This is a genomic window from Pseudomonas sp. FP2196, assembly GCF_030687715.1.
GTDB lineage: Bacteria > Pseudomonadota > Gammaproteobacteria > Pseudomonadales > Pseudomonadaceae > Aquipseudomonas.
In genome coordinates, this window is the sequence record NZ_CP117445.1 from 3,899,067 (window position 1) to 3,918,460 (window position 19,394).

Consider the following 19,394-nt stretch of genomic DNA (forward strand, 5'->3'; position numbering starts at 1 on the left):
TTAACGTAAAGGGTGATTGACAGCCATTCCTCACAGGCTTACGTTAACGTAAAGGTGAGAGCTGCACGACCGCCCTCCCCACCCTACAAAAAAGCCAAAAGGTGACCCATGAGCTACCCATCCCTGAACTTCGCCCTCGGTGAAACCATCGACATGCTGCGCGATCAGGTTCAGTCCTTTGTCGCTAAAGAGATCGCACCGCGCGCGGCGCAGATCGACAGCGACAACCTGTTCCCCGCCGACATGTGGCGCAAGTTCGGTGACATGGGCCTGCTCGGCATCACCGTGCCGGAAGAGTACGGCGGCGCTGGTTTGGGTTATCTGGCGCACGTGGTGGCGATGGAAGAAATCAGCCGTGGCTCGGCGTCCGTGGCACTGTCCTACGGCGCTCACTCCAACCTCTGCGTCAACCAGATCAACCGCAACGGCAATCACGAACAGAAATCCAAATATCTGCCGAAGCTGATTAGCGGCGAGCACGTCGGGGCGCTGGCCATGAGCGAGCCTAATGCCGGTTCCGACGTGGTCTCGATGAAACTGCGCGCCGACAAACGCGGCGACCGCTTCGTCCTCAACGGCAGCAAGACCTGGATCACCAACGGTCCGGACGCCAACACCTACGTGATCTACGCCAAAACCGATCTGGAAAAAGGCCCCCACGGCATCACCGCGTTCATCGTCGAGCGCGACTGGAAAGGCTTCAGCCGCAGCAATAAGTTCGACAAGCTCGGCATGCGCGGCTCCAACACCTGCGAGCTGTTCTTCGATGACGTCGAAGTGCCGGAAGAGAACATCCTCGGCGTGCTCAACGGCGGCGTGAAAGTGCTGATGAGCGGCCTCGACTACGAGCGCGTCGTGCTGTCCGGCGGCCCGACCGGAATCATGCAATCGTGCATGGACCTGATCGTGCCGTACATCCACGACCGCAAGCAGTTTGGCCAGAGCATCGGCGAATTCCAGCTGATCCAGGGCAAGGTCGCCGACATGTACACCCAACTCAACGCCAGCCGCGCCTATCTCTACGCCGTGGCCCAGGCCTGCGAACGTGGCGAGACCACCCGCAAGGACGCCGCCGGCGTGATCCTCTACACCGCCGAACGCGCCACGCAAATGGCCCTCGACGCAATCCAGATTCTCGGCGGTAACGGTTACATCAACGAATTCCCTGCGGGCCGCTTGCTGCGTGACGCCAAGCTGTACGAAATCGGCGCCGGCACCAGTGAGATCCGTCGCATGCTGATCGGTCGCGAACTGTTCAACGAAACCCGCTAAACGGAGCTGACCATGGCAACCTTGCACACTCAGCTCAACCCGCGTTCAGCGGAGTTCGCCGCCAACAGCGCGGCAATGCTCAAACAGGTCGACGCCCTGCACACCCTGCTCGCCCAAGTGGCCCAGGGTGGTGGCGCGAAAGCTCAGGAACGTCACACCTCGCGGGGTAAACTGCTGCCGCGTGAGCGCATCAACCGCTTGCTCGATCCGGGCTCGCCGTTTCTGGAAATCAGCCAATTGGCTGCCCACGCCGTTTACGGTGAAGACGTGCCGGCCGCCGGGGTGATTGCCGGGATCGGCCGTGTGGAAGGCGTCGAATGCATGATCGTCGCCAACGACGCGACCGTGAAAGGTGGTTCGTACTACCCGTTGACCGTGAAAAAGCACCTGCGCGCGCAGACCATCGCTCAACAGAATCGTCTGCCGTGCATCTATCTGGTGGACTCGGGCGGCGCCAACCTTCCGCGTCAGGACGAAGTGTTTCCGGATCGCGAGCACTTCGGGCGGATCTTCTTCAATCAGGCCAACATGAGTGCGATGGGCATTCCGCAAATCGCCGTGGTTATGGGCTCGTGCACCGCGGGCGGCGCTTATGTGCCGGCGATGGCCGACGAAGCGATCATGGTGCGCAATCAGGCAACGATTTTTCTCGCCGGCCCGCCGCTGGTGAAAGCCGCGACCGGTGAAGTGGTCAGCGCCGAGGAACTGGGCGGGGCCGACGTGCACTGCAAGATTTCCGGAGTCGCTGACCATTACGCCGAGAGCGACGAACACGCCCTCGCCCTCGCCCGCCGCAGTGTCGCCAACCTCAACTGGCGCAAACTAGGTGAAGTGCAACAGCGTGCACCGATTGCTCCGCTCTACAGCAGCGATGAGTTGTACGGCGTGGTGTCGGCCGACGCCAAGCAGCCGTTCGATGTGCGCGAAGTGATTGCGCGACTGGTCGACGGATCGGTGTTCGATGAATTCAAAGCACTGTTCGGCACCACGCTGGTCTGCGGCTTCGCTCACCTGCACGGTTACCCGATCGCGATTCTGGCGAACAACGGCATCCTCTTCGCCGAAGCCGCGCAGAAAGGCGCGCACTTCATCGAACTGGCCTGCCAGCGCGGCATCCCGCTACTGTTTTTGCAGAACATCACCGGCTTCATGGTCGGCCAAAAATACGAGGCCGGCGGCATCGCCAAGCACGGCGCAAAACTGGTGACAGCGGTGGCGTGCGCCAAGGTGCCGAAATTCACCGTGATCATCGGCGGCAGCTTCGGCGCCGGTAACTACGGTATGTGCGGTCGCGCCTACGATCCGCGTTTCCTGTGGATGTGGCCGAACGCGCGCATTGGCGTGATGGGTGCCGAACAGGCCGCCGGCGTACTGGTGCAGGTCAAGCGCGAACAGGCTGAGCGCAGCGGCCAGGCGTTCAGTGCCGAGCAGGAAGCCGAGATCAAGCAACCGATCCTCGACCAGTACGAAGAGCAGGGTCACCCCTACTATTCCAGCGCGCGGCTGTGGGATGACGGCGTCATCGACCCGGCGCAGACCCGCGATGTGCTGGCCCTGGCCTTGTCCGCGTCGCTGAACGCGCCTATCGAATCGAGCCGCTTCGGCGTGTTCCGGATGTGATCGGGAGAATCTCATGAGCGATTTCAACACCCTCGAATTGCAAAGCGATCCACGAGGTTTCGCCACCCTGTGGCTCAACCGCGCAGAAAAGAACAACGCCTTCAACGCCGAAATGATCCGCGAACTGATCCTCGCCCTCGACAAGGTTGCCAGCGATGCCAGCCTGCGTTTCCTGCTGTTGCGCGGACGTGGCAAACACTTCAGCGCCGGCGCCGACCTCGCCTGGATGCAGCAATCGGCTGAACTCGACTACCACACCAACCTCGACGACGCTCGCGAGCTGGCGGAGCTGATGTACAACCTCGCCAAGCTGAAAATCCCGACCTTGGCCGTGGTGCAAGGCGCGGCGTTCGGCGGCGCGCTGGGGTTGATCAGTTGCTGCGACATGGCGATTGGCGCCGATGACGCGCAGTTCTGCCTGTCGGAAGTGCGTATCGGTCTGGCACCCGCGGTGATCAGCCCGTTTGTGGTGCAGGCCATTGGCGAGCGCGCGGCACGTCGTTACGCGCTGACGGCCGAACGTTTTGGCGGTCAACGGGCGCGGGAAATCGGCTTGTTGTCCGAGAGCTATCCGGCAGTTGAAATTGATCAACGCGTCGAGCAGTGGATCGACAACCTGCTGCTCAACAGCCCCGCCGCCATGCGCGCGAGCAAAGACTTGCTGCGTGAAGTAGGGAACGGAGCGCTGACCCCGGCGCTGCGCCGCTACACCGAAAACGCCATCGCCCGTATCCGCGTCAGCCCCGAAGGCCAGGAAGGTTTGCGCGCGTTTCTGCAAAAGCGTCAACCGAACTGGCTAGCCGCAACCTCTACCAAGGAGCCGCGTTGATGAGCGCACCTGTTCTCACCACCGTGCTTGTGGCCAACCGCGGCGAAATCGCCTGCCGGGTCATGCGTACCGCCAAAGCGCTTGGCCTGACCACTGTCGCCGTACACAGCGCCACCGACCGCGAAGCGCGGCACAGCCGTGAAGCGGATATTCGTGTTGATCTCGGAGGCAGCAAGGCAACCGACAGTTATCTGCAAATCGACAAACTGATCGCAGCGGCCAAGGCCAGCGGCGCTCAGGCGATTCATCCGGGTTATGGCTTTCTGTCCGAGAACGCCGGGTTCGCTCGCGCTATCGAAGCGGCGGGCCTGATTTTCCTCGGTCCACCGGCTTCGGCCATCGACGCGATGGGCAGCAAATCCGCCGCTAAGGCGCTGATGGAAACCGCTGGCGTGCCGCTGGTACCGGGTTATCACGGCGAAGCGCAGGACCTCGACACGTTCCGCGATGCCTGCGAACGCATCGGCTATCCGGTGTTGCTCAAGGCCACGGCTGGCGGTGGCGGCAAAGGCATGAAAGTGGTTGAGGACGTGAGCCAATTGGCCGAAGCCCTCGCCTCTGCTCAGCGTGAGGCGCAGTCGTCGTTCGGCGATTCGCGGATGCTGGTGGAGAAATACCTGCTAAAACCGCGTCACGTGGAGATCCAGGTGTTTGCCGACCAGCATGGCAATTGCCTGTACCTCAACGAGCGTGACTGTTCGATTCAGCGGCGCCACCAGAAAGTCGTCGAAGAAGCCCCGGCACCGGGCCTGACGCCGGAACTGCGGCGTGCAATGGGTGAGGCAGCGGTGCGTTCGGCGAAGGCCATCGGCTATGTTGGCGCGGGCACCGTGGAATTCCTGCTGGATTCTCGCGGCGAATTCTTCTTTATGGAGATGAACACGCGGCTGCAGGTTGAGCACCCGGTCACCGAGGCTATCACCGGTCTGGATCTGGTGGCGTGGCAGATCCGTGTCGCTCGTGGCGAAGCGCTGCCAATCAATCAGGATCAGGTGCCTTTGAATGGGCATGCGATCGAAGTGCGGTTGTATGCCGAGGACCCTTCGAATGATTTCCTGCCGGCCGCCGGGCGTCTGGATTTGTATCGTGAATCGGCTGAAGGACCGGGACGTCGAGTGGATAGCGGCGTTGAGGAAGGTGATGAGATTTCGCCGTTCTATGACCCGATGCTCGGCAAGCTGATCGCCTGGGGCGAGGATCGAGAACAAGCGCGATTGCGTTTGCTGAGCATGCTCGATGAGTTTGCGATTGGCGGATTGAAGACCAATATCAATTTCCTGCGGCGGATCATCGCTCATTCGGCGTTTGCCGCGGCGGAACTGGATACCGGGTTTATTCCGCGTTATCAGGAGCAACTGTTGCCGGCTCCGGGTGAGTTGAGTGATGCGTTCTGGAACGTCGCGGCGCAGGCGTTTGCGCAGAGCCTGCCGAGTATTGCTCGGGCGGATGATCCGAGTTCGCCGTGGACTGCAAACAGCGGTTTGCGTGCAGGTCTGCCGCAGGAGATCACCCTGCATTTAAGTTGCGAAGGCCAGGATCGGGCGCTGACACTGGATGCAGGTGGCAACGCGAAATTGAGTGGTGAAGCACTGGTTATCGAGCACGACGGTGTACGTCGTACCTTGCGCGCGATCCGCCAGGGCGATTCGCTGTATCTGCAATGGGAAGGCGAGTTGCGCCGTATCCAAACGTACGACCCGATCAGCGCCGTCGACGCCAGCCATAGTCATCAAGGGGGGCTGACTGCGCCAATGAACGGCAGCATCGTGCGAGTTCTGGTGGAAGCAGGCCAATCGGTCGAAGCAGGTGCGCAACTGGTAGTGCTGGAAGCGATGAAGATGGAGCACAGCATCCGTGCGCCGCATGCGGGAGTGATCAAGGCGCTGTATTGCCAGGAAGGTGAAATGGTCGGCGAAGGCAGCGCTTTGGTCGAACTGGAAGAGGTGTGAGTGGAGGATCGATCCTACGCCTGGCGAGGATCGATCTGACTAGAATCGCGCCGTTGCCTGAACCACAACACCGATGATTCGACACTCATCGGTGAACAGGGCCTTCGGCCAGGTCGGATTAAGCGGCACCAGGTAACGCTGGCCGCCCTCTTCGTCGAACTTGCGAAATATCGCTTCTTCACTGCCCTGCCACTGGGCAATCACCAGCTTGCCGGGCACAGCTTCCACCTCCGGATCCACTAGGATCAGCGTGCCTTCGGCAATACTCGGGCCACTGGGTGCGGTCATCGAATCCCCAGCCACCGCCAGCCAGAACGCAGCACCTCTGGCGTGGTAATCCGTCAGTTCGAAGCGCTGTTTATCAGTTGTCGGCACATAGACTGCCGAACCGCTCTCACGCACCTCGCACGATGCGCGCCAGTCGCTGACCGGGTATCGGAAGTAAGGGTTGTACTTTTGCGCCAGTGGCATGTCATCGTCCGGCGCGTCCTGTGGCTCGCGGATCACCAGCACCACTTCAAGGAAGTCCATACCCAGCGCCTGCAGCACGCGGTTCATTTCAGTGATGCCCGGTTCCCGGCGTTTGTTCAGCCAATGGCCGATCCCGCCCTGGGACATACCGACGCGCTCTCCGAGCTCTGTTTGAGTGATTTTGAGTTCACTCATCTTGGCCTTGACCAACTCAATCCATTTATCCATGTGCGGCACCTTACGCGGACGCCTTCGGCCGGCAAAACACATATTGTAGTATTTAAATTCCAGTCACAACTACATACCGTACTATCCTGAAGACACGGATTTCCAATCGAACAAGGAGTGGCTCTTCATCATGAATATCAGCAGCAAAGACTTACCCGATCTGCAAATGGACACCACCTTCACCTCGCCACAAGGCAACGCGGCGGCGCAGCGAGCCCTGGATTATTACTTGAAACCAGCTGTGTCAGAACCCGAGGTGGATGAACGCTTTTTCAATGTCAGACGCCACCTCAGCGGCGAAGAAGCACTGGTGCACGCTTCCGATCTATTGCGCTGCGCGGCCGCCACTGCCTTCAAGGCAGCAGAAAACCTGCATGGCGCGAGTCGCGATCTGGCTTTTTCGGTGGTGCACATGGTGGATATGGCGCGGGCGATGGTCGACCATTCGATCGATGGCGCTGAAGTATGAGGGGCAGGAATTCGGACGGACAGGAAAGAGTTTTCCAATCGCGCAGATAAAAACATTTGACTTGCAAATGATAATGATTATTATTGCAAGCAACTGGTCGCGAGATCAGTCGATGGGCCAGAGACCTTAGGTCGGTCTTCTGGACTATCTCCTCATCAGGCTAATCACGGTTTTTGACCCGGCTTTTTGCCGGGTCTTTTTTTGCCCGTTTTTCGGGCTTATGGCTTCAGGCTAATGAAGTCTTCAGGTACTGCAAATTCGATGGCGCGGATAATATCAAAAGAATATCGGTTGGCAAGCGAAGCCCGGCCACATTGGGTCAAACTAATGACAATTAGCACTTGAGAATCAATCGCATAGCCTCTAAGCTGCGTCCGCGTCATGGAGGACGCCCCCCGCCAACATCCGCAATTCCCTTCGGTTTCACCGCTGTCTTGCGTGTAAAGTAACGGCCATAAAAATCATACTCAGGAACCGATTATGACCGTGGCCAAATCTTCGTTCGACATCAGCGCCAACTTCGACAGTGGCAACATTCAAGTCATCGACATCAGCAATCCGCTCAACCCGGTTCTGGCCATCCGCCCAGACACCCGCAGCGCGCATTTCCAGTGGTTCCATTTCAAGGCGAGCGGCCTGCACGTCGGCCAGGAACACTGGTTTCGCCTGAACAACGCCAGCCAGTCTTCGTATAACAAAGCCTGGACCGGTTACCAGGCCGTCGCTTCATACGACCACGTCAACTGGTTCCGCGTACCGACGATTTTCGAAGGCGACTGCCTGCGTTTCTCCCTTGAAGCCACTCAACCCCACGCCTGGTTCGCCTATTTCGAACCGTACAGCCGTGGCCGTCATGACTGGCTGATCGAGCAGGCACTGACCAAGGCCGGCACCGAGTTACTCGCCACCGGAAAAAGCGTCGAGGGTCGCGATATTCAACTGCTGCGCAAAGGCAGCGGTGGCGAAGGTCAGCGCAAAATCTGGATCATCGCCCAGCAACATCCCGGCGAGCACATGGCCGAATGGTTCATGGAAGGTGTCATCGAACGCCTGGAAAGACACGACGACCCGGTGCTGAACAAATTGCTGGCCAGTGCCGATCTGTATCTGGTGCCGAACATGAACCCGGACGGCGCCTTCCATGGCCACCTGCGGACTAACGCGATGGGCCAGGACTTGAACCGTGCCTGGCAGAACGCCAGTCAGGAAGTCAGCCCAGAAGTACTTTTCGTACAGCAGCAGATGGAAAAGTATGGCGTCGATCTGTTCCTCGACGTACACGGCGATGAAGAAATCCCCCATGTGTTCACCGCCGGTTGTGAAGGCAATCCGGGGTACACGCCGCGGATCGAGAAGCTCGAAGAACACTTCCGCAGCCACCTCAAGCACACCACCAAAGACTTCCAGACCAAGTACGGCTACACCCGCGACGAACCGGGCCAGGCCAACATGACCCTGGCGTGCAACAGCGTCGGTCAGAAGTACGACTGCCTGTCTCTGACGCTGGAGATGCCTTTCAAGGATCACGACGACGCACCGAATCCGGAAACCGGCTGGTCGGGTAAACGCTCGAAACAGTTGGGCAAAGACGTGCTGACCACCATCGCCGACATGGTCGATACCCTGCGCTGATACCTCCCCGCGTTACCAAAAGATCGCAGCTTGTCTGCGATCTTTTGCTTTGTGCTGTCCATGGACGCCACAAATGAGGTTGCAAATTAAAACCAGAATACTTACCGTCATTCTGGTTTTAATTTGCAACCCAAAAGGGAATCCGGGTATGAAATCTCAATCACTCAATAGCAGTGTCGTGCTGCTTTTCGCCGTGGCCTGCGGCTTGGCCGTGGGCAACGTGTATTACGCACAGCCGCTGCTGGATGCCATGGCCGAGGCGTTTGCCATGCCGCCGGCCTCCATCGGCATCGTCATTACACTGACTCAAATCGGTTACGGCGTTGGGCTGGTATTGCTCGTGCCGCTCGGTGACTTGCTGAATCGACGACGGTTGATCGTCACGCAAACGCTGTTGTCAGCGGCGGCGTTATTGATTATCGCGCTGGCCCCCACCACTCTTTGGCTATTGCTTGGCATGACGCTGACCGGTTTGCTCGCGGTGGTGACTCAAGTCTTGGTGGCTTACGCGGCGACACTGACAGATCCGGCACATCGCGGTCGCGTAGTCGGCGTCGTTACCAGTGGCATCGTTGTCGGCATCCTGCTGGCACGCACGGTCGCCGGAGCTATGGCGGATCTGGCCGGATGGCGAGCCATCTATTGGCTGTCGGCGGGACTGACATTGGTGATGGCTTTGCTGCTGTTTCGCGTGCTGCCCAAAGCAGAAGCGCCGCAACTCGCGACAAGTTACAGCGCACTGATCGTCTCGGTATTCAGCCTGTTCAAGGAAGAGCCGGTTCTGCGCCAACGCGCACTGCTCGCGTTGTTGACCTTCGCCAGCGCCATGGTGTTGTGGACGCCGATGGTACTGCCACTGGCCGCCCCACCGCTGTCGCTTTCCCACAGCGAAATCGGATTATTCGGACTCGCCGGTGCAGCAGGCGCACTGGCCGCCGCGCGCGCCGGACACCTGGCCGACCGAGGCTTGGGCCAATGGGTCAGCGGGCTTTCGCTGCTGTTGATGCTCGGCTCGTGGCTGCCGATCGCCCTCACCCAATCCTCGCTGTGGGCGTTGCTGCTTGGAGTGATTACTTTGGATCTAGGCCTGCAAGCCGTGCACGTCACCAGCCAGAGCATGATCTACAGCGTGCGCCCCGAAGCGCAAAGCCGCCTTACTGCCGGTTACATGCTGTTTTATTCGATCGGCAGCGCGTTGGGCTCAATCGGATCGACCGCCATGTATGCGTGGGCCGGCTGGACTGGCGTGTGCCTGCTGGGTGCAGGCATCAACGCGGTCGCGCTGGGCTATTGGTGGCTGACCCTGAAAAGCGGCGCACCTGAACGATGCGCCACCCAAGCGGGCTAACTGCGATCTCGCCCACGCAACATACTGTCGAGGACCTCGTCGCGGCGCACCCAGCCATGGAACAACGCCGCCGCCAGGTGCAGCAGCACGGTCAGAAACAACAGATATGCCAGATACCCATGGGCTTTGCGCAGAAACGCAAACACCTGCGCATCGGCCGGCACAATCGACGGCAACAGCAACGAACTGCTGAGCATCACCGGCTCCCCCGAGGCGCTGATCATCGCCCAACCGAGCAGCGGCAACACCAGCATCAACGCATACAACAAGACGTGCGAAGCCTTGGCGGCCAGCACTTGCCAGTCAGGCAGATCCGCCGGCAGCGGTGGCTGGCGGGTCGAGAAACGCACCAACAAACGCACAATCACCAGCGCCAGAATCGCAATACCCAACGGCTTGTGCAGATTGATCAGCCATTCATGCCGTTCTGAGACCGAGGTGACCATACCGGCACCCATAAACAGCATCGCGATGATCATCACCGCCATCAGCCAGTGCAGCAGCCGCGCCAACAGCGCGAAATGAGTCGGTTGCTTGCTCATGGGCGAGCCTCCTGTTTGGCGGCGGGCAATTGGCTGACTTCGCTGGTGCGGCGCAGGTAGGAATCGGCGTAACCGGCGGAGCGAGCGGCCAGCAATGGATCGTCGGAACCTTGAATCCCGGCCGGTAAAACCAGTGGGTCGTAGTTGATGTCACGGCACTCACCGCTCAGTTGCGGCTGTGTTTTCTCCAGCACCAACGTGCCGGCGTTCAACACCTTGCGACCCTCGGGCCAGGTTTTGCTGGCGTCGTTCACCGGGTCATCGGCGTTAGCCAGGGTGATATTCAACTGAAAACGCAGTGGTGCAGCAGCCAAGCGTTTCACCAGGTCTTTCTCCAGAAAGTCGCCGCCCTCAGGTGCGGTGGCGCCCGCAGCATCCTGGGCCAACGGCGTCATACTCCAGCGCACGGCCTGCTTCTTCCCGCTGGCGTCCACCAAATAGAACGCATTGATGCTGTTATAGGTTTCGGTGGCGTAACTGGCCGACGGTTTGGCGGTCTTCACCCAAGTGAGAAACGGCACGGCCTCCGGGTGCGCTGCAAAGAATGCCGGCACCTTGGCCGGGTCCGGTTTACCGGTGGCCGGATCCGGGGACTGCGCCTGCTGCAGTTGATAGAACGCCTCAGGCGTACCCACCGGAAACACCGGCATGCTGTTCATCCCGGTACGCCACTGCTGGCCGTTGGCCTGGGTGAAACGCAGCGCCAGGCTGCGAATCGGCACGGCGCTGTCCGGTGCATAAGGATTGCCCGCCGGCAATGCAAAACGCCCCACTACCGGCGTGCGTGACTCGTTGAACACTTGCGCGGTGGAGAACACCCGCGCCTCGCCACTGCTCTCGAAATGGCCGATCACGCACACGCCTTTGGCGTGATTGCGGCGAAACCCGGGATGCACGCCATTGTTATTCTCCAACACATCGACCAGCGCTTTGGGCGTCAGACGTTGTGGGTCAAAGTTGCCATGCACGTAGGCAAACGCCCCGGCCACTGCTGCAACCACCACGGCTATACCGCCAAGACGCACAATCAGGCTCGCGGCACTCAGTGGCGGGCGCTGCGGCCCGCCTGTGGGTGAATTGCGATCAACCATGAATAACTCCAGGGCCATCGGCCACAAATAGGAAGAATCAGCAAGACGCGCTCCGTCAGGGTTTATTCCACGGCCCGGTATTTATTTTTCCGAACGTGGAATAACCTCCAACGACGGACGTCTCCCTAGTCCACAGCGTAGTGACTAGCAGAAATTCATGAGCGAATTCGACGAACAGTTGAGAGAAATCATTCCCAGATTGCGCCGCTTTGCCGTGTCGTTGACGCGCAACAGCAGCAGCGCCGACGATCTGGTGCAGGCCAGCCTGGAGCGGGCACTGTCGAGTTGGGGCGATAAACGCGCCGACGGCGACCTGCGTGCCTGGCTGTTTGCGATCCTGTATCGGCAGTTTCTGGATGCCCATCGTCGTTCTCGCCGCTATGCACGGATGCTTGATTTTTTTACCGGTCGCGACGACGTCGAGCCTTCGGTGGAGCGCACGGTGATCGCGCAATCGACCCTGCAAGCCTTCGACCGATTACCCACCGAACAGCGCGCTCTGCTGCTTATGGTCTCGGTTGAAGGCCTTTCCTATAAAGAGGTCGCCGAGATCCTTGGCGCCCCGATTGGCACCGTGATGTCGCGCCTGTCCCGCGCCCGCCAGGCCTTGCGCCAACTCAGTGACGGCGAAATCAGCAGCCCTTCTTTGCGGATACTCAAATGATCAGCCTGCCTCCCAGCGAGCGTGACCTGCACGCTTACGTCGACCACCAGCTCAGCGACGCCGACCGGCGTGTGCTGGAAACCTGGCTGGCCAGCCACCCGGATGAAGCCGCGCAAGTGCGCGGCTGGCAACAGGACGCCCAGCAACTGCGCGCGGCGCTAAGTGGCGCGCTACAGCAACCGGCCAATCCGGCGCTTGATCCGTCGATGATTCGCCAGCGCCGCAAACGTCAGTCGCGCCGCCATCTGGCCAGCGCTGCAGTGTTGCTGATCGCGGTCAGCGTCGGCGGTTTCAGTGGCTGGCAGGCGCGGGAAATGACCCTCGTGCGCGCCTCCATATTGCCGATGACCGATGCGTTGCAAGCCTATCGACTGATTGCCCAGCAAGGCATATTGCCGGCCGATTACAAGGTCGATGGCGACGGCGATATGCAGCGCTGGCTCGACCGCTATTTCAATCAGGCGAGTCGCTTGCCAGACCTGAAGTCGGCCGGATTTGAACCGGTCAGTGGTCGCCTGCTCAGCACCGATGAAGGTCCGGCAGCAATGGTGATGTACGAGGATCGCGGTGGGCACAAAGTGAGTTTTTATGTGCGACCGCCGGGGCCGAAAAACACCTTTTTGCCCCGTGGCAGCCGCAGTGATGGGGATTTGCACGCCGAGTACTGGTCGGGTGGCGGGTACAACTATGCGATGGTCAGCCCGGTTGATACGCCAGCGGCGCAACAGCTCAAGCAATCGCTGCAATTGTGAAACACGCGTGCTCAGAAACCGACATCCAGTATCACATTGTCCAGATAGGTCCCCGCCGGCGGTGTGGTCTGATCGGTGTAGATCTTTGCGTTGTAATTGAAAATCTGGCTGCCGGTACCCATGCCATTACCCGGATTGACCTCGGCATCGGTACTCGCCCGACGCGCAGTGCCGACACTGCCCCAACGCGTCGTGCCGGCGCTTTTGAAGATGTCATAGGCCAGGTAGTTGCCGCCGGAGATCATCCGCCGTCGCCCACCCACGCTTACCGGGTTCTGACCGTCGCTCAAGCCCACGGTGTAGGCGCTGCCCTTGGTGCAAGCCAGATTGATGGTCTGCCCGGTTACCGGCGTAAAGGCACTGACCACCGGCGCACTGCCAAACGCGATGTTCGGCGCGGTAATCGTGCAATCGTTGGACACGGTCAGGTTGACGGTCAACGTGGTGGTTCCATTGTTGATATCGCGGCCCAGGCAAACATTGCCGACCCCGATCCCCGAGCAGTAATTCCAATTCCAGAAAATACTCAGGGTTTCCGTATAGACGCCTGCAGCGACGTTGCTGCCGATGGTCGTACGCAAATAAAGCGGCACGGTTTTGGGTGTTGAGCCGCCCAGCAGCCCCAAGGCATCGATGATGCCATTGCGGGCGAAGTCGTATGCCGTACCGCGGGTCAGCGGGTAACTGGTGCTGTTGTTGGCGTAGATCGTGTAACCGATGACATCACCTGTCGGCCCGACCAGGCCACTTTGGGTCGAGGAGACGGTGGCCCAGAAGTTGTCGCTGCTGCTCAACAACGTCAACAGAGAACCCGTGCAGCTCAAACCACCATTGAGGGTGGAACTGGGCTGCGAGGTGGTGCGTACGGCAATCGAACTGAGCGTACCGAAGGCCGCCGGCGTGGTGGTGACGACTGAACACAAGGCTTGCGCCGCCCCCGGCAGCATCAGCACCAGCCACAGACACAAACGGACACCGATCATTGGCACACCAACGGACCAATCAGCGGCACCTGGCGCTGATTCATGTCCACGCTGAACTGCGCCTTGCAGGTTTTGCCATCGGCCAGCGTGACCTTTAAAGAGTTATGCGCCTGCAGATTGTCCAGATAGACCAGCCCGTCCCACCCGACCACCGTGTTTGTGCCGCTCTGTTCATGCAACACGCCTGCGCCCAGCGGCAATTCACGCTGCTGTGCATCGACTAACACAATGCTCGCCGCGATCACCCGGGCCAGCGGGAATTCCAGCAAGTACCCGCTGCCACGCCGCACCGCAATACGCTGTTCGACATTCGGACTACGCACGTTGGCCGGCAGATTCAGCGGATCGATTTCGTATTTGCCACGGTAATAAGCACTGCTCCACGGTACCAACAGATGTCCGTTCTTGTCGGTCTTACCCACTTGCTGGTTTTCATACCGCACCGGAATGTCGGCAAAACCATCGGTGCTGACCACGACAAACGCATCGTCGATGCGGTTGGCGGCGAACACCTGCTGATCCATCCACACCAGCGAGCCACTGGCATCGGCCCAACGGGTTTCGGCGTCCGAGGTACCATAAACCCCGGCCTGCAACTGCACCGATTGCAGACGCCAGGTCACGTCAGCCTGACGGTAATCGGCGCCGTCCCCCTTGGCGTAACCCAGATTGAAGCCCACCCCGCCCTCGGATGGCACCGCGCGGCTGTAGTTGATCCGCTGCTGGGTCTGCCCGGTCTTGCTGCGTTCACTGCTGATCGCCAGGCTGCCACGCAAGTCAAACGGAATCACCAGTTGCGCTTGTAGCGCCCAGTTGCTGTCGCCGATTTCGCGGTTGGCCGACAGGTAGAAACTGCTGTTGCGCCACAGCGGTTTGCTCCAGCTCAGATTGAGCAGGCGGGTGCGCGAATCGTCAGCCGCGCGCACATCGAAATACCCGGCACCGAGGCTGCCCCAGCGCTCGAGATTGAGGCTCAGGGTGGCCTGTTCGCTGCGGCGGCTGAGGCTGATGTAGGGGCTGTCGACCACGGTCAGGTCAGCGTATTGATCGTGACGTTGCAGGCGTTGATAAGAAAAACTGAAGCGCTGGTTGCTGTACTGATAACCCAGGCTCAATTGCTGCCCACCGTCGCCTTCGAAACGGCTCTGGCTGATCGCACTGTTGAGCACGCCGAAATTGCCCAGCCGCAGGTTCCCCCCGAGCCCTGCGAGGGTCAGGCTATCAGCGACTTCGGCGTGGCTCTCGAGGGTGAAAGTGTCGCTGACACCATAACGCAGGCTGCCGGAGGTCACGCCCGGCCCGTAACTGAAATCCTTCAGGGCGTAATCGCGACGCAACGTACCGGCGGCCACAGAAAAATCACTCAAACCCTTTTGCAGCAAACTGCTGGTGACGTAGAACGGCACTGTGGTCGAAACCTGGCGACCCAGCGCATCCGTCGTCACCACCACCGCTTCGCCAGCGCCATTGATGAACGGAATGTTGGTCAGCGTATACGGCCCAGGTTGAAGCTCGGCGCTGCTGGACTTGTAGCCATTGATAAACAGATCCACCGAGGACGGCACCGCCGCTTCGCCGGCAAACTGCGGCAGCGGGTAGGTCACCAGGTCGGGACGCACCGCGAAATCCCGGGAGAACTGCACGCCGCCCAGACGCACCGAACTGCTCCATGGCAACGCGCCGCTGATCACGTCGCCGGCTTCGTAGGTGAGCATTCGCTCGTCATCGGAGTAACGCCACGTGGTGTCGTAACGCAGGTAGCCGTTGTTCAGCGTGCTCACCGAATCACCGGACAAGGTGCGCCGGTACTGCCCGGTGTTGGACAAGGTGCCCCAACTGTCGAACAGCCGCACTTCATTCCAGGCCGCCAGATACGTGCCGGCATCATCGGTGTCGTTGAGGTACAAGTCATAGTTGAACAGCGCGCCGAAACTGCTCAACGCCGGGGTTCGTGGATAGGCCTGGCGATTGCCGATCAATTGCTCCGGCAGCCAGTCCGGCGGTACCTCGAGAAGCAAGCGCTGACCGACGCTGTCGTACTCGCTGTGCAGCCCTGGCAGACCGTCGAGGTCGACTTCTACGCCGAGGTTGTCAGGGAGTTTCATACCGGTTTCGCGCAACGCCGTGGCCGGCAGGAACAGCCGCCCACCGCGCTGCTCCACCGCCACCACGCGGCCGGTATTCATCTGGTTGACCACCAGTTCCAGAAACAACTGTGCATCACTTACGGCCTCCATGCCGCTGGGCGGTGGCGGCAGCTCGCCGGCCCCGGTTGGTTGAACGAACACCAGGCAACAAGCGCCGGTGATGAACCACAACGGACGCTGAATACGGCGAGCCCATCCTGGGCTCATACGCGCTTTACGTCCGTCAATGGACTCAATCCTCCTGATACTGCTTTAACCGACGCCAGCTATTCGGACACGAATCCTCAGCGTGCCGGGGTGATGCTCTGCACTTGGGGCGCACCATTGACCCGCACCTGCAATGCCGAATCACCGGCCAGCGAACCCGGTGCCGGCCAGCGCATCACCGCCCCCGGCAGCACATAACCCAGCAGGCCTTCAGCCACAGGTTTGCTCTGCCCACCCTGTTTGATAGCCACGTCGGTCAGCCGCGCATGGACCGCTCCCTGATTGCGCACTTCCACATAAGGCCGGCCGTCGACCGCCACTGTGCGCCAGCTCAACTGCGGCAGGCCGATGCCTTTGGGATCACGTGGGCGCGTGCTGTCCTCTTTGCTCCACAGCCCCGCACCGTAGGCAAACAGCGGCACCGAGTAACGCATCTGGAAACGAATGGCCGCCGCCGTTTTGCCACCGTCAGCGGAGGCCGGTTGTGCAGAAGGGATTTCGTCGATGATGATGCGGTAGGCCAGTTCCTGCCCCGGCGGTATGTCTTTGGTTCGGGTCAGGCGCACCAATTGCTTTTGCCCCGGTTCGATCTTCGCCACCGGCGGACTGCCAATCACGTCACGCTGATTCTGGTACTGCTCTGCAAAACCGTTCTGGCTCCAGGCGAAGACGCGAATCTGCAGATTGGCGGTTTCGCTACCACGGTTCTCCAGCCACAGCGCGCTGGCCTGTTGATCGGCCTCCAGCACCGGATCAATCGGCCAGATCAATACCGAACTGGCCGCCTGTGCATGGCCTGCTGCGAACATGACCAGCGCCAACATTGCGCGCTGAATGAACACGTGCCGAGATGTAACTGCCCCCATAAAACCGCTCCCTTTCGAACAACCTTCGCCTCACCACGACAGCTGCACCTGCAGCACGTCGCTGTATGTCCCCCCAGGCTGATTGCCCGGCAATTGCACCTGACCGTAAATCGGCAGGCTGATGTTGTTCGCATCGCTGTAGGCCACCGCTACGCTCTGGCCGATGCCCAGGCTCTGGCTGTACGCGGCATCGCGAAACAGCGCATACGCCACCCGCGCACTGCCACTGTTGACCTGCATGTGCCGGCCGCTGCTGTTGTACTGGCCGCCATCGACGCTCATGTTCAATGTCACGCCCGGCGTGCATTGCAACTGCACGCCACCGGTCAACGCGACCTGCACCGTGCCGGTGGCCAGGGCTGATCGCGAGCCGAAATTCAGCCCTCCATAGTTCGACACCCCGCCCACCACCAGACACCCCGCCGTGACCGTGGCGCTGACCTGGAAGCTCTGACTCGTCGCCGCCGTCAGCGGCAGCGGCGTACTGCCCGCACAAAGCAGGAGCAGCGCGATGCAGCCATGCCTGCGCATGGCATCAGAACGTCAGTTCAACAGCGACAGTGTCGGTGTAGGTCCCCGCCGGCAAACCGGCCTTGCCCACTGCCTGACCATAGATGTTCACCGTTTGTGCTACGCCAGTGCTGGCCGCCAGATTGATCGTGCCGTCAATCGCCAACAGCTGCGAATGCCCGGCATCGGTGTACAAGTCGTATGGCACGTAGTTGGCGACACCGTCGTACAGCGCGCGCGTCCCCCCCGGGGACATGCCGTCATGGGAACCGGCGCGGACCTTTACCGTCGGCGTGGTGCCGCTGGAGCAGAGGATCGACAGTGCTCCGCCACCACCGCCCAGCACTTGCCCGGTGGCAGTGGTGAACAGACTGTTGGCGGTGCCGAAGTTCAAGGCACCGAAGTTCAGACCGGTGGAGCCGCCGGCGCCGTTGACCTGGCAGCTGCTGATCAGGATCAGGCTGGAGGTGATCTGGCCAGTGACAGTGGTGGCGGCATGGGCACTGGAAACCAGCGTCAGGCCGAGCAGCGACAAACCTATCCTTGATGCAAACGTACGCATGGTTTCCGTCCTCTACGGGGTTACCAGTCGAGCGTCACCGTCAGGGTGTCGGTATAGACACCTGCCGGAACCGCGCGGGTATTCGCCACCACCGAGCCAAATACCGGGATAGGTATCTGTGCACCGCTGGTGACAGCGAAATTGTGTTGTTGGCCGATGCTGTAGCTTTGGTTGCCGGAGGCATCGAGAAACAGCTGATAAGGGATGGTCTGGCGGCCGTTGCTCAGGCGCCGGGTATTGCCGTCACCATGGGCGCCACCGTCGATGGTGACGGTAAAACCGGTGACCGAAGGGTTGCACGCGACGTTGAGTTTGCCGCTGCCGTCGCTGTCGAGGCTGGCGTTGATCGGCGTGTTCCAGGTCGGGCCCTGAAGGCCGAAATCAAGCTTGCCAAAATCGCTGACCGGGCTGGAGGGATTGCTGGTGTTGGTCACTTCACAGCCGGCAATCAGGATCAGCCGCGCATGAATCTGCCCGCTCACCGCCGCTTGCGCGTCGTCAGCGAGTAATGCGAGCGTACCTGCCGCCACGACCACCCAGTGCTTGCCTGTCATTTCGCCCTTCCCTGCTCCCTGAGGATGACTCGACCAACGCGCCCATCATTGAACGCCTTCCCTGCGCAATCCGAATCCGGTGGATTGCCGACTGAAACCTTGCGATCACCAGGTGACCGTGACTTTGACCAGATCCGAGTAACGGCTGACCCGGGGGACTTGCGCCAAACGCTCGATCCGCGCGTACAAGGGCAATTCCACTGTGCCGCTGTCCGGCACTCGACCGCTGACCGGTACATCCACCACCAATGGCACGCGCCGCGCGGCGTCCTGATACAACCGGTAAGGAATCGGCTTGCTGCCCGCATCGCTGGCCATGTAACGCACTTCGCCGACACCGCCGTGCAAACCGCCATCGACTCGCATCTGATACGGCGTGTCCGGATTGCACTCCAGACGCGGCAGCCGCTGATTGGTCAGCGCCGCCCCCAGTGGCCCTGCCGGATCGTCGAGACGCGCTGTGCTGCCGAAGTCGAGCACACCCAGTTGCTCGATACCGGCCTCGCGCTGCTGGCCGATCAACTGGCAGCCGCGCTGCACATCGACCCGTACTTCGACCTGAAGATCCGCCGCGTATGCGGGTGCAACAAGCACACCCAGCAGGCCCATGACCACACGTACATTCACTGTCCCATTCCTTGTCAGGGATCGTCCGAAGGTCGTTACTGTGTTTCAGATTAGCAACGGACGACGATTGC

The 19,394-nt window shown here is 60.5% G+C and carries 19 protein-coding genes; 9 read left to right on the forward strand and 10 right to left on the reverse strand.

Annotation, left to right across the window (positions count from 1 at the left end):
• Positions 1 to 108: 108 nt before the first annotated feature.
• Genes PSH79_RS17395 through PSH79_RS17410 form a run of 4 tightly spaced genes read left to right on the forward strand, consistent with a single transcriptional unit; the run spans position 109 to position 5,670 of the window.
• Positions 109 to 1,272, forward strand: a complete 1,164-nt coding sequence (locus tag PSH79_RS17395) for an isovaleryl-CoA dehydrogenase (RefSeq protein WP_007917237.1) — start codon at positions 109 to 111, stop codon at positions 1,270 to 1,272.
• A 12-nt stretch (positions 1,273 to 1,284) separates the two neighbouring features.
• Positions 1,285 to 2,892, forward strand: a complete 1,608-nt coding sequence (locus PSH79_RS17400) for a carboxyl transferase domain-containing protein (RefSeq protein ID WP_305438650.1) — start codon at positions 1,285 to 1,287, stop codon at positions 2,890 to 2,892.
• Between the two features lie 13 nt (positions 2,893 to 2,905).
• On the forward strand, positions 2,906 to 3,721 hold the full coding sequence (locus tag PSH79_RS17405; RefSeq protein WP_305438651.1) for a gamma-carboxygeranoyl-CoA hydratase: 816 nt from the start codon (positions 2,906 to 2,908) through the stop codon (positions 3,719 to 3,721).
• Positions 3,721 to 5,670, forward strand: coding sequence for an acetyl/propionyl/methylcrotonyl-CoA carboxylase subunit alpha (locus PSH79_RS17410; protein ID WP_305438652.1), 1,950 nt, complete (start codon positions 3,721 to 3,723; stop codon positions 5,668 to 5,670). Before PSH79_RS17405 ends, PSH79_RS17410 begins: the two co-directional genes overlap by 1 nt.
• Positions 5,671 to 5,709: 39 nt before the next feature.
• Here the strand turns inward: PSH79_RS17410 and PSH79_RS17415 are convergent, their stop codons facing one another.
• Positions 5,710 to 6,369, reverse strand: a complete 660-nt coding sequence (locus PSH79_RS17415; RefSeq protein WP_305438653.1) for a LexA family transcriptional regulator — start codon at positions 6,367 to 6,369, stop codon at positions 5,710 to 5,712.
• A gap of 130 nt (positions 6,370 to 6,499) precedes the next feature.
• On the opposite strand from PSH79_RS17415, the gene PSH79_RS17420 reads away from it, so the two are divergent.
• The 3 genes from PSH79_RS17420 to PSH79_RS17430 all read left to right on the forward strand — a co-directional run bounded on the left by PSH79_RS17420 (position 6,500) and on the right by PSH79_RS17430 (position 9,818).
• Positions 6,500 to 6,838 (forward strand): DUF3077 domain-containing protein, encoded by a 339-nt coding sequence (locus tag PSH79_RS17420; RefSeq protein WP_305438654.1) that lies wholly within the window; start codon positions 6,500 to 6,502, stop codon positions 6,836 to 6,838.
• A 480-nt stretch (positions 6,839 to 7,318) separates the two neighbouring features.
• Complete coding sequence (locus tag PSH79_RS17425; RefSeq protein WP_305438655.1) at positions 7,319 to 8,470, forward strand: M14-type cytosolic carboxypeptidase; 1,152 nt, start codon at positions 7,319 to 7,321, stop codon at positions 8,468 to 8,470.
• Positions 8,471 to 8,618: 148 nt separating this feature from the next.
• Positions 8,619 to 9,818: an MFS transporter gene (locus PSH79_RS17430; RefSeq protein ID WP_305438657.1), complete on the forward strand. Its 1,200-nt coding sequence runs from the start codon at positions 8,619 to 8,621 to the stop codon at positions 9,816 to 9,818.
• Here PSH79_RS17430 and PSH79_RS17435 read toward each other — a convergent pair.
• Both PSH79_RS17435 and PSH79_RS17440 read right to left on the reverse strand, forming a co-directional pair.
• The gene (locus PSH79_RS17435) at positions 9,815 to 10,360 is read right to left on the reverse strand and encodes a cytochrome b (protein WP_305438658.1); all 546 of its coding nucleotides are present in this window, start codon (positions 10,358 to 10,360) and stop codon (positions 9,815 to 9,817) included. The two genes, PSH79_RS17430 and PSH79_RS17435, sit on opposite strands and share 4 nt — an antisense overlap.
• The gene (locus PSH79_RS17440; protein ID WP_305438659.1) at positions 10,357 to 11,451 is read right to left on the reverse strand and encodes a catalase family peroxidase; all 1,095 of its coding nucleotides are present in this window, start codon (positions 11,449 to 11,451) and stop codon (positions 10,357 to 10,359) included. Before PSH79_RS17440 ends, PSH79_RS17435 begins: the two co-directional genes overlap by 4 nt.
• 157 nt (positions 11,452 to 11,608) lie before the next feature.
• Between PSH79_RS17440 and PSH79_RS17445 the strand changes: the two genes are divergently transcribed.
• Both PSH79_RS17445 and PSH79_RS17450 read left to right on the forward strand, forming a co-directional pair.
• Positions 11,609 to 12,115: a sigma-70 family RNA polymerase sigma factor gene (locus PSH79_RS17445; protein ID WP_305438661.1), complete on the forward strand. Its 507-nt coding sequence runs from the start codon at positions 11,609 to 11,611 to the stop codon at positions 12,113 to 12,115.
• Entirely contained in the window at positions 12,112 to 12,867 is a 756-nt protein-coding gene (locus PSH79_RS17450; RefSeq protein WP_305438662.1) for an anti-sigma factor, read from the forward strand. Before PSH79_RS17445 ends, PSH79_RS17450 begins: the two co-directional genes overlap by 4 nt.
• 11 nt (positions 12,868 to 12,878) lie before the next feature.
• Here the strand turns inward: PSH79_RS17450 and PSH79_RS17455 are convergent, their stop codons facing one another.
• The 7 genes from PSH79_RS17455 to PSH79_RS17485 all read right to left on the reverse strand — a co-directional run bounded on the left by PSH79_RS17455 (position 12,879) and on the right by PSH79_RS17485 (position 19,305).
• Positions 12,879 to 13,850, reverse strand: a complete 972-nt coding sequence (locus PSH79_RS17455) for a spore coat U domain-containing protein (protein WP_305438663.1) — start codon at positions 13,848 to 13,850, stop codon at positions 12,879 to 12,881.
• Positions 13,847 to 16,204, reverse strand: coding sequence for a fimbria/pilus outer membrane usher protein (locus tag PSH79_RS17460; protein ID WP_305438665.1), 2,358 nt, complete (start codon positions 16,202 to 16,204; stop codon positions 13,847 to 13,849). Before PSH79_RS17460 ends, PSH79_RS17455 begins: the two co-directional genes overlap by 4 nt.
• 77 nt (positions 16,205 to 16,281) lie before the next feature.
• On the reverse strand, positions 16,282 to 17,070 hold the full coding sequence (locus PSH79_RS17465; RefSeq protein ID WP_305438666.1) for a molecular chaperone: 789 nt from the start codon (positions 17,068 to 17,070) through the stop codon (positions 16,282 to 16,284).
• A 30-nt stretch (positions 17,071 to 17,100) separates the two neighbouring features.
• Positions 17,101 to 17,601: a spore coat U domain-containing protein gene (locus tag PSH79_RS17470; RefSeq protein ID WP_305438667.1), complete on the reverse strand. Its 501-nt coding sequence runs from the start codon at positions 17,599 to 17,601 to the stop codon at positions 17,101 to 17,103.
• A gap of 4 nt (positions 17,602 to 17,605) precedes the next feature.
• The gene (locus tag PSH79_RS17475; protein ID WP_305438669.1) at positions 17,606 to 18,142 is read right to left on the reverse strand and encodes a spore coat protein U domain-containing protein; all 537 of its coding nucleotides are present in this window, start codon (positions 18,140 to 18,142) and stop codon (positions 17,606 to 17,608) included.
• 20 nt (positions 18,143 to 18,162) lie between these two features.
• A complete protein-coding gene (locus tag PSH79_RS17480) occupies positions 18,163 to 18,696 on the reverse strand; it encodes a spore coat U domain-containing protein (RefSeq protein WP_305438670.1) in 534 nt (177 codons plus the stop codon).
• Between the two features lie 105 nt (positions 18,697 to 18,801).
• Positions 18,802 to 19,305 carry a spore coat U domain-containing protein gene (locus PSH79_RS17485; protein ID WP_370872668.1) on the reverse strand — a complete coding sequence of 168 codons (504 nt, stop codon included), beginning with the start codon at positions 19,303 to 19,305 and terminating at the stop codon, positions 18,802 to 18,804.
• Between the last annotated feature and the right edge of the window lie 89 nt (positions 19,306 to 19,394).